The organism is Mycobacterium sp. (genome assembly GCF_032159775.1).
GTDB lineage: Bacteria > Actinomycetota > Actinomycetes > Mycobacteriales > Mycobacteriaceae > Mycobacterium.
Map to the genome: position 1 here is coordinate 36,419 of NZ_JAVHWK010000150.1, position 6,872 is coordinate 43,290.

Annotated in this window: 6 protein-coding genes; 1 reads left to right on the forward strand and 5 read right to left on the reverse strand. The window is 62.6% G+C overall.

The annotated features are described in order from the left end of the window. Nucleotides 1–6: 6 nt before the first annotated feature. The 5 genes from QOJ24_RS20640 to QOJ24_RS20660 form a co-directional block, all read right to left on the reverse strand. A complete protein-coding gene (locus tag QOJ24_RS20640) occupies nucleotides 7–1,194 on the reverse strand; it encodes a cytochrome P450 (protein WP_526264621.1) in 1,188 nt (395 codons plus the stop codon). Between the two features lie 79 nt (nucleotides 1,195–1,273). Then, complete coding sequence (locus tag QOJ24_RS20645) at nucleotides 1,274–1,960, reverse strand: TetR/AcrR family transcriptional regulator (RefSeq protein ID WP_526264611.1); 687 nt, start codon at nucleotides 1,958–1,960, stop codon at nucleotides 1,274–1,276. A gap of 10 nt (nucleotides 1,961–1,970) precedes the next feature. Continuing rightward, nucleotides 1,971–3,200 (reverse strand): CaiB/BaiF CoA transferase family protein, encoded by a 1,230-nt coding sequence (locus tag QOJ24_RS20650; protein WP_526264613.1) that lies wholly within the window; start codon nucleotides 3,198–3,200, stop codon nucleotides 1,971–1,973. Nucleotides 3,201–3,331: 131 nt separating this feature from the next. After that, nucleotides 3,332–4,117, reverse strand: a complete 786-nt coding sequence (locus QOJ24_RS20655; RefSeq protein WP_526264615.1) for a FadR/GntR family transcriptional regulator — start codon at nucleotides 4,115–4,117, stop codon at nucleotides 3,332–3,334. A gap of 73 nt (nucleotides 4,118–4,190) precedes the next feature. Beyond that, nucleotides 4,191–5,186: an LLM class flavin-dependent oxidoreductase gene (locus QOJ24_RS20660; protein WP_526264623.1), complete on the reverse strand. Its 996-nt coding sequence runs from the start codon at nucleotides 5,184–5,186 to the stop codon at nucleotides 4,191–4,193. Nucleotides 5,187–6,483: 1,297 nt separating this feature from the next. Between QOJ24_RS20660 and QOJ24_RS20665 the strand changes: the two genes are divergently transcribed. After that, a partial coding sequence (locus tag QOJ24_RS20665) for an MlaE family ABC transporter permease (protein ID WP_526264625.1) occupies nucleotides 6,484–6,872 on the forward strand: 389 nt, incomplete at its 3' end.

Genomic DNA, 6,872 nt, shown 5'->3' on the forward strand with positions numbered 1-6,872 from the left:
GGTCGCTCAGGTATCCCATCTCAGCTTGAGTGAGTTCAGACCCCACACTTGGCCGCCGTGCTCGACGGCCTGCTCGGCCAGCTCGTAGGCGGGGATCCGGCGATGCCACTCCTCGAGCACCACTGCCATCTCCTGACGGGCCAAGTGTGAACCAAGGCAGCGGTGAGGTCCACCGCCGAAAGACAGGTGGCGGGTGACGCCACGGTCGAAGTCGACTTTTCTCGCGTCGGTGTACATGTTCTCGTCACGGCCCGCCGCAGCCATCGGGAACGAGGCCATGTCGCCTGCTTTCACAGGGCAGCCGTGAAAATCCATGTCGCGGGTCGCTTTCCGCGCTGTCTGCACGATCGGATAGGCCCTGACCAGTTCCTCAACCGCTTTGGGAATGATCGTTGGATCCTCCACGATTCGCGCCCGGTCGGCAGGATTGGTCGCCAAGTGCAACATGGTGTACGACAGCTGGCTCGCCACGGTGTCCAGACCCGCCATGAACAGCAGCAACAGACAATTCAGCAAGTCGGTGTCGTTGATCTGCTCGCCGTCGATCTCCCACCGGATGGCATTGCTGACAATGTCGTGGGCATCGGGATCGGGGTTGGCGCGACGCTGTTCGACGAGGGCCGAGAAGTAACCCATCACAGCCATCATGCCTTCGAGCCGGGTGGCGTTCGCCTCGTCGTCCGAACCGGTGGTGTGCAGAATCTTGTCCTCCCACACCAGGAATTCGTCGAGCTGATCTTCCGGCATACCCATCAGGCGGGTGAACACGATGGACGGGAACACGCGCGCGACTTGCGTCACGAAGTCGCAAGAGCCTTGCGCCGCAACCTTGTCGATCATTTCGCCGGCGAGCTGATGTTGCTCGTCACGCAGGCTCTTGACCAGCCCGGGGGAGAAGTATTCGGCTAGAACATGTCGCCACTTGGCGTGGTCGGGGGGATCGATCATGATCGGGATCCACTTGTAGGGCGGGTTGGGGTCCGACGGCACGATGACGCTGCTCGACCAGAGGTCGGGATGCTGTAAGCCATCGAGGATGGTTTCGTAATCGGTGAACATCCAGTAGCCGGGTCCCTCCGTGTTGCGGAACACCGGCCGCAGGTCATCCTGGGTGGCGTCCAGCATGCCGAAGTGCGTCAAGGCTGGGGCCGACGGTGAGTTGAGGTCGACGTTCTTCTCGACCGGGCACTGCATGGGCTGGGTCTCACTCACGCTCTTCCTTTCCGATGGCGGCGGCCCGCCATCCGATCTTGTATTGACAGTTACGGCAACATCATTGCGGTCGACCACGCTGTAGTTGGTCGGAGAGATTGTGTAGTGCCTCGATCGCTGTGTGCACCGCATCCTCGACTTCCCTTGTCCGGGAAACATGTTCACCACCTGCACCGCCCACTGCGGCAAGGGCGGGAACGATGAAGTGGCGGAAGCGCCGTCGCACCTCATTTGCTGACCGATCCGGCTCCTCCGCCGCGATGTAGGTCTGCTCGACCAGAAAGTCGACAAGTTCGTCGATCTCCAGGTCGTCGCGCACCTCGCCGTTTCGCCGGCCTTCCTCGAGTACCGGTCCCACGGCGTCGACCGCGACCCGGTGAACGTGGGGGTCGTGGACCGACGCGGAATGTTGCGCGATGAGCGCAGCGATCGACGGATCGGTGGGAAGTTCGCGCGTCGTGTAGACCATCGCGGCCTCGAGCCTGGCGAACGCTCCGACTTTTCCTGCCATGAGCTTCTGCACCTCCGCCACGTGCCGACGGGCCCGCAGCAGTGCCACCTGCACCAGCAGCTCAGACACGCTGCCCAACTGCCGAAATGCGGTGGCACGAGATACTCCTGCGCTCTTGGCGATGGTTTCCATCTGCACGCTGGCGAGTCCCCGTGCGGCGATCTCCGCGTCTGCGGCCCGGATCAGCCGGTCCTTGACGGTGCCGTCGTCTATCGACGTGATGTCGACGCCCGTCACGGTTGACCGCTCATGTGATCGCACCTGCGATCTTGAGTTCGATGAGCATATCGTCGCTCAGGCCCAGTTCGCGTAGCACGTCGTCGGTGTGTTCGGCGAACTGTGGAGCCCGTGACATCGCGATTGGATCATCTCCGAACTTCACGGGGCTGGCAACCAGCTTCTGCGAATTGCCCTCGGCATCAACGATTTCAGCGATTCGGCCATTGCTGATCAGTGCTTCGTCGTTGGCCAGCTCCCAGGCATCCTGGACGGGCGCCCACTGTCCAGTGCCGCGATCGAGCACCTCCTTGCACTCGGCATACGTCAACTTGCCGACCGCCTCCGCGACGAGCTCGTAAGCTTCCTCCGCATTGGCGGCCATCGATTCCATCGATGTGTACCTCGGGTCCTCGGCGTAGTCAGCCAGCCCCATCAGCCGACAGAACTCCGGCCAGTAGCGGGTCGGCTGCAGCATCGACAGTTGAACGAAACGATCGTCGGCGGTGCGGTAGGCCCCGGTGAGCGGATTGCCGGGGGCCTGCGTCTTGCGTTCGAACTTCGGTAGCGGTCCGCCCGTCAACATTGCCATGTTGACGCTGAACTGGGTGGTCCATGCACCGACGGCCAGCAGAGACACGTCGAGGACGGCTGGCTCACCGGTGACGCGCCGACCGTAGAGCGCAGCGGCGACCCCGCCCGCGATCGCCAGGCCGCCGATGTTGTCTCCGTAGGCCCCGGCCGGCATGAAGGCCACCGTGTCGGCGCTCGGTGGGGTGACGCCGTCGGCGCTGCCGCCGCGCGCCCAGAACGCCGTCGCGTCATAGGCGCCGGCGTCTCGGTCCGGTCCGTTCATTCCGAATCCGCTGCCTGCGACGTAGATGATGTCGGGGTTGATCCGACGGATGTCTTCGACGTCGATGTGCAGCTTGGTGCGTACTGACGGCAGATAGTTGGTCAGGAAAACGTCGCTGCGGCGGATGAGTTCCTCCAGCACAGGTCGCGCGTCGTCGTTGTCGAGCGCGAGACCGACACTGCGCTTGCCGCGGTTGGGCGCCTCCATGATCGGCGCGAATGAGGACCCCTCCGCAGTGGCGGCGCGGCCCAGCACCTTCACCAGACCGCGCTGCGCGTCACCGGTCACCGGATGCTCGATCTTCACCACCTCTGCGCCCCAATCGGAGAGCACGGCGCCTGCGGACGGCACGAACGTGAATTGCGCAACTTCGAGTACCCGGATGCCGCCTAGTGGCTTAGTCACGGAGCTCCCTGCGATTACAAACATCAATTGATGCACTTTTGCGACGTACGAATGACAAAGTATCAGGAGTTCACATAGGAAGCGAGACTTGGATCACAAAGGAGCGGCGGAGTGGCGTCGGAGTCGCGCCCTCAATCCATGATGTCGCGGACCTTGGTCTTCTCGTGGCCCTTGAGCAGGGCGGCACTCGCCGCCTCCATATGGCGGCGCCAATGCGTTTCGGCCTCGGTGCCCTTACGGGCCGTAACGAGATCCACCAATCGGTGGTAGGACTTCGCCACTTTGTTGTACTGAGTCTTTGGCACCACGTTTTGGACGCCCAAAAAGGCTGCCGCAGTATGTCGTTCACTGATCTCGTGAAGCATCCCGGCGATGATCCCCAGCGTTGCATTACCCGATAGTTCGACCATGCGGCGATGCAGGTTCGCGGTTGCGGGCCCCAGCCTGCCTGCCTGCCATTCTTGGGGAATGTCGTCGACTAGGCGGGCCAATTCCTCGTGGGCTTCGGCGGTGCCGTCCTCGGCGAGCAGTTTGGCCGCCGCGGGTTCGATCGCAAGGCGTGCGGTCATGACGTCTGCCAGGGTTGCGCCCGACAGCGCAAGCAAGAGTCCGGCTGGTCGCGCCACGATCTCGGCGCCCGGCACCCGAACTTTGGCACCCGTGCGCGAGCCACGGCGGACCTCGACGAGTCTCTCGGACTCCAACAATCGAACCGCCTCGCGCAGCGTCGGTCGGCTGACCTGGAAATGCGTGATCAGTTCTGCCTCGTGCGGCAGGAAGTCGCCATCCTTGAGTTGGCCTTCGACCACCATCCGGCGCAATGTTCCCGCGACCAACTCCGCTGTCTTGGGGGATCGCACGGCGCCAGATGCCGTCTTAGGTGAGATCATCGGAGCGAGGGGTTCGGGTCGAGACACGGTGGCCTCCTGCTGGCAGTTGTACTACTCAGTAAACCATGTGTGACGCCGGATCAGGCGATGACAATGCGCCTCAGTGCAGCTCGGACGCCAGTCGAACGGCGGCCGCGTCGTACTCCGCACGTCGGCGGCGGCCGACCAAGAAGCTCGGCGCACCGAAGAACGCCGTGTCGGGTAGCCGCTTGCGGTTGGCGAGCATGTCGCAGGCTTGGGCCGCGTCGCCACAGATCGCGACCGCCCACAACATGTCGTCGGTGACGTGGTCGGCCATGGCCTTCGGGCGCCCGTTCCGAAAATCGGCGCGGATCGCGGCGACTTGGTCCTGCCAGCCGTGCAACTCGACGAGAGAGTCGTATGTCCGCACGGTCAGATAGAAGGCGATCTGCAGGCGTGCCTCCGTGACAGCACGCTTTGGATCGGCATCGTCGATCGCTGTGATCAACCAGCCCCAACGCCGAAGGTTGCCTGTCTCGCGACCGGCGCCGTCGGCGCCACGGGCGAGCTCGGGATCGACGACCTCCTCCCACCAGCGGTCGGTGAACAGCCCGTGTCCGAGGACCCCGTCTGCGACGCGGCCCGCGGTGCGGATCATGATCTTGTTGAACGCGCCGATCAGAATCGGCACGTCCAATCGGCCGAACACGGGAGCGCGGATGTCGGCGTCAATGGAGTAAAAATCGCCGTCATATCTGATGGGCTCGCCGTTCTCCGCGTGCAAGAACACCCTGATCACCTCGATCAGCTCGGCCATCCGCGGCGCCGGATGGGCGGAGTCGACGCCGAACCAGTCCCGGTTCATCCGTGAGGTGCCCGCTCCGAGGCCGAGAAATACTCGCCCCGCGGCATGCTTCGACAGATGCCGGACGGATGCGGCGTGTACGAACGGGGAACGGGCGAAGGCGTAGGCGATGCCCGGACCGATCATTGCGGTCGACGTGGCGTGTGCCATCTCGGTGGCGGTGACATAAGCGCTTTGATCGGCGAATTCACCGGCACAGAAGGCGTTCGCCCCCGCAGCCTCGGCCAGTTGCGCCAGCTCTTGGCCGGGCCAGGGTAATCCCCACTTCATCATGCCGCCCACATTCTGAGTTGGTACAGATCGCTTACTTAGTAAGATATGTGAGTGTACATCTCGCGCGACGCGCGCCCAGGGCATGAGGTGAACACACCGAGAAAATCCCTCGGACCCTGCCACGCCTGCACGCCTGACCAGCGCTGCGTCGCCAAGCCGGGATGCCCGCAGGGGTGACCCGCGTCGGCCGTGGTGTACTAAAAGTGCAGGCTGTGGCGTTGCTGTGATCGCCTGGCCGATGCCGCCGGTCCGCAGCAACCGAGCAGGCGACGCCTCCCGGTGCTTTCCAACGACATCCGCGCTTGGCCGGTTATTTACCTGGCAACGTCAAGCAATTAGCTATATAGATAGATCTTTAGCGCAATTCTGAGATGCGTGATGAATCGCGCGTTCTTTGTCGTTGGCCTCCCGTTGAGGCAACGGGCCAAGCCGAATATGTGCCCCATGGCCGCCCGTCCTGCGACGGCGGTTGCGAGACGCGTACGGCCTGGCGTGGCGTCGTTGTGGGGTGTGGCCTGAGCTGATCCGGCGCTGGATCCGCGACGTACGTGATCGATCACGGGTTGGGCCGGCGTCGCCTGGCCGAACTCGATATTCAAGAGAATCGAATTCATTCGCCCGTCTATAACGGTCAAGTCCATTCCCTAATTACGACATTCTGACAAGTTCGAACGCGCATTAATCGAGCGGTCAACAGCAATCATTTGGCTGTCGTTATTCTTGCTACGGATGGCGGAGCCGGAATCTGCAAACCGGCATCCAAGGTTGGCCAGCAAACATATAGGCCGCCAATCATGACGACGGACTCCATCCGGCCGGCGCCGCCCAGATCAAAGGTATGTGGTCTTGGTGACCAGCCAGATAAGAGCGCAGCAGCGTCCTCAACTGTGCTGATGATCAAGCGCTGAGCTGCGGACACTCATCGTTTATGGCCCACCAAACGAGGCTCACCAACGAGCACGCCGAGTGAGACGTTCGGCCCCGATCTGTCGCACGCGATCTGAGCAAACACCACCTGTCCAACTAGGTAACCTCAGCCATGAGTATCTATATTGACGCCAAGTTGTTGCTATCGCCGAAAATTGTGGTGTACGGTTTGTCGTCAGCCGCCTGTGCCTTGAATCACACGGGCTGGCTAAAGCGTCGGGCTTGACGGAGGGGATTCACGGCCTATGGAGTGTGCCACCGCCAAGGCGGCTAATCCTGCCGAAGGGAATGGGGAGATCCGCTAGTGGCAGGACACAAGCAGTGGGATGTAGCCAAGCCGCTGCGGTCCGTCGGCGACTTCTTCGCGATGTCGATGGACGCAATGGTCCAGATGTTCAAGCCGAACTTCCCGTTTCGTGAGTTCGTCCTGCAGACCTGGTTCGTTGCGCGGGTATCCGTCCTACCGCTCATCCTGATGGCGATCCCATTCGTGGTGTTGACCGCGTTCATCCTCAACCTGCTCCTCATCGAGATCGGCGCGGCCGACGCATCCGGCGCCGCCGCTGCACTGGGTGCGGTCCTCTATATCGGTCCGATCATCACTGTGCTGGTGATCTCGGGCGCCGGGGCGACGGCTATGTGCGCTGACCTCGGTTCGCGCACCATTCGTGAAGAGATCGACGCGATGCGTGTACTCGGCATCAATCCGATTCACCGGTTGGTGGTGCCGCGAGTGCTGGCAGCAACGCTCGTCGC